At 55.1% G+C, this 2,801-nt stretch carries 1 protein-coding gene; it reads right to left on the minus strand.

Annotation, left to right across the window (positions count from 1 at the left end):
* Positions 1-823: 823 nt before the first annotated feature.
* The gene (locus tag Q0482_RS05950; RefSeq protein ID WP_299144623.1) at positions 824-2,515 is read right to left on the minus strand and encodes a diguanylate cyclase; all 1,692 of its coding nucleotides are present in this window, start codon (positions 2,513-2,515) and stop codon (positions 824-826) included.
* Positions 2,516-2,801 lie beyond the last annotated feature (286 nt).

Below are 2,801 nucleotides of genomic sequence, written 5' to 3' on the forward strand. Positions count from 1 at the left end.
TGTGCAAGTCGGGCAAAGTAAGGCGCCTAGCCTGCCCATTAAGGCGCTTTCCTTTTATCTGCCCGACCGAACTGCGGGGGGGGACAAGGTGGTGGCGCAGCCACCAAGGGGGGGAATCTCCGCGATGGCTTGCAGCACTTATGATTCGATCCGATTCTTACCAACCCCTTCCACCACTATCGTGGTCCCCCTCCCCCTGCCTACAGGGGGAGGCAAGTTTAAGGTGTACGCAGTCCCCCTACGCCTGCGGGGGGAGGCAAGTTTAAGGTGCACCTGGTCCTCTCCGCCCTGGTGGGAAGTGTCTCGCATGCCCTCCAAAGGGAAAAACGCCGCAATGTAAAAAAGGGGGCTGTGAAAAAATGATTTACATTCTTTTCACAGCCCCTTTTCCAATCTCCCACGCAAAAACTCCTGATGCGGACCTGGCTGCTGCAGCAGAGCTTTTCATCATGAAAGGGCCGTAAGCTCTGTCTGCCTCAAGTTTTAGTCTTCATCAGGAGTTTTATTCAGTTTTGGCGCGCCGGAGAGGGAAAATCATGAGCGGTTCCGTCTTTCCTTCCCGTTTCCATGGATTAAGCGCTGCGGGAATATTTGGAAATTCTTTACCGGGTCTTTTCGCCTCTCTGCCAGTATAGTCTGTTGGCCGCGTGGAAGTTCTCATTCATGCAAAGGCACCTGCCTGTATCGCCTTTCTGCCCACTGGTATTTACCATCACTGCCAATACTTACTATTCTTACCGAGATTCTTCGCTGGCGCTCAGAATGACCACCCCGGCAGGAAGCCTCCACAGCGTCTGATGTCTGACGTCTATCGTCTATCTTCTTACCCCCTCTGTCTCTCTTCTCTTTCCGCTCTATCGTACATGAAGATGTAGTACAGCTCGCCGTAGAAGGGGTTTTCCTTTTTCCTTCCCACGTCTTCCACTGTAATCACTCTGCCCTTCTTGGTGACGATGCGGAAGGTGAGGAAATCGGTCTGCTTTTCATTATCCCTGCTGTCCAGCTGGCGTTGGAATTCCTTTTTCAGTGCTTCCTCTTCTCCGGGATAGAGGATGGAGAAGAAAGTGCCGCCGGTGTAGTGCATGAAATCTTCGAAGCTGTCGCATTCCAGAAGGTCGATCATGCCACGGTTGGCAAAGAGGATTTCCTGGTCTTCCGTGGCCTTGCATACCAGCATGCCGCCGGGCATGCTGCCGGCCACTTCGGAGAGGTTGAAGCCGAACTGGGTGCGGTGTTTGTTTTCCGCCACCGTATCATCGAACCTCCGCCAGCCGGCCTTGCCGTTCAATTTCACGGCGTAGAGGGCAAAGTCCGCCCGGACGCAGAGTTTCCCGTATTCCCTGCCCTGGAGGGGATATTCGGCGCAGCCCATGGAGGAATGGAAGGGCACGTCCCTGCCGTCGGCCTGTATGATATGGGGCTTTTCAGTGAAACGGGTCATCTTATTTTCCACGTCCTCCTTATTCCGGAAGGGATGGAAAAGAATGAATTCATCGCCCCCGTTCCTGGTGATAATGGTTTCCCTGCCGAAGATGCGTCTCATGTCCCGGACAAGGACCTTCAGCGCCCGGTCTCCGGCGCCATGGCCGTACACGTCGTTAATGAGTTTGAAATTGTCGATATCCAGAGCCATCACCATGGCCGGCTCTCCGGGATGGGCCTTCAGATAGGCAGCTACCGCCTTATCGCCGCCTTTGCGGTTGTACACGCCGGTGAGGCTGTCGGTGCCGCCGATGACCTTCAGAATCCGGTTCTTCTTCCACAGCAGGGAAATAAAAACAGAGCCCATGATACCGCAGAGGGTGGCAAGGAAGAGGGTCTGCATGTTCAGCCAGCCCTGGCTGGGCCGAAGGGTCAGGGTCCACCGGTCTCCGCCTATATTTACGGAAGCGGAAGGGTCGCCCCGGCTGACCGTTCCCTCTTCGGCCAGCACATGCTCCGTCCCATTTCCTTCCCGTACAAGCCGGTAATCTTCCCTCATCCCGTCATCATGAACGATATTGGAATTCCGAAGGACAGACTCCTGGCTCCCAAGAATCAGCACATACCCCCAGAACAGGGAAGATGCCCGATCCTCCAGAAAAATGGGCTGCAGCACCGCCATATAGGTCCGCTCATGGTCCAGGGACAGAGAGTCCACCATCACCGATTTCCTTTCCCTTCGGGCCTCAAGAGCCGCCTCCTTCAGCGGCCCCTCCAGCATGGACCGCCCACTCCCCAGCCACCGGTCTGCGGAAAACCATGTGCTGTCTCCCTCCGCCGGAATCACCTCGATAAGCCGGATAGAACGATCGATTTCCAGGAGCCGCGACATGCCGCCCAAACCGTCAGTCCGTCCCTCGCTGTTCTGCACCGTGGAGTCGATAATATCCGCTGCCGTCTCATAGCGGTACACATATTCATAGAAATTATTCAGCCGGCGTTCCGCAGAGCTGGTCAGCACCTCCCGCTCCATGCGGACATCCGCCCGGTACAGCGCCATGTCCGCCAGAAACGTCAAAAAAAGACCGCACATAAGTACAGGAATGCTGAGGTACTTCATCACTTGCCCTATTCTCTGCATTCCCATATCTGCGGTCCTCTCTTTTCTATATACTTTTATATACTACATTATAGTATACGCTCTTTTCAAACAAAATGAAATAAAGAAATGAACATGCCTGCGGCGTGAGGGTTGACGGGGCCCTTGGCCCCGAGGGTTCTTAAGGTTCTTGGGTTTGACGGCGCCTGCGGCACCGAGGGTTGCGGTGGCGGCTTCGCCGCAGGTTAAGAAAAAAGGGGCGCGCCTATCGGCGCAGGTT

Origin of the sequence: uncultured Dialister sp. (genome assembly GCF_937959425.1) — a bacterium.
In the GTDB taxonomy this organism is placed as follows: Bacteria; Bacillota; Negativicutes; order Veillonellales; family Dialisteraceae; genus Dialister.

Excerpts from the sequence above, each read along its gene's own strand:
- Q0482_RS05950 (WP_299144623.1), bottom strand. The coding sequence starts at position 2,515 with ATGTGCGGTCTTTTTTTGACGTTTCTGGCGGACATGGCGCTGTACCGG.